Annotated in this window: 1 protein-coding gene; it reads right to left on the bottom strand. The window is 62.5% G+C overall.

From position 1 onward, the window contains the following. A partial coding sequence (locus tag ACTNBU_RS12710) for a transketolase family protein (protein WP_441034464.1) occupies positions 1-563 on the bottom strand: 563 nt, incomplete at both ends.

Raw genomic sequence — 563 nt, forward strand, 5'->3', positions numbered from 1 at the left:
TCGCACACGGCGGAGCCCAGGCCGTTGAGGATGTTGTGATCCTCCACGGTGATGACCTTGCCGATCTCGTTGATGGCGGCGGTCACGGCCTCCACGTCCAGAGGCTTGATGGTGTGCATATCCAGCACACGGGCGCTGATGCCCTTGCTCTCCAGTTCCTTCGCCGCGTCAATGGCCAGACGCACGGTGTCGCCGTTGGCGATGATGGCCACGTCCTTGCCGTCGCGGATCTGATGTGCCTTGCCGATGGTGAGCTCCACGTCCTCATCATAGATGACGGGGATCGCGTCGCGGGTAAAGCGCAGGAACATGGGGCCCTCATAGGCGGCGGACGCCTTGACCAGCTTCTTGGCGGAGACATAGTCTGCCGGCATAACGACGGTCATGTTGGGGAGGGTGCGCATGATGCCCATGTCCTCGATGGCCTGATGGCTCGCGCCGTCGTTGGCGGGAGTCACGCCGCCGTGAGAGCAGGCGATCTTGACGTTGAGGTTGGGATAGCAGATCTCCTGACGGATCATCTCGCACATCCGCATGGAGCCGAACGCCGCGTAGGTGACGAC

Origin of the sequence: Dysosmobacter sp. HCP28S3_G4, from assembly GCF_052065175.1 — a bacterium.
Classification (GTDB): Bacteria; Bacillota; Clostridia; order Oscillospirales; family Oscillospiraceae; genus Oscillibacter.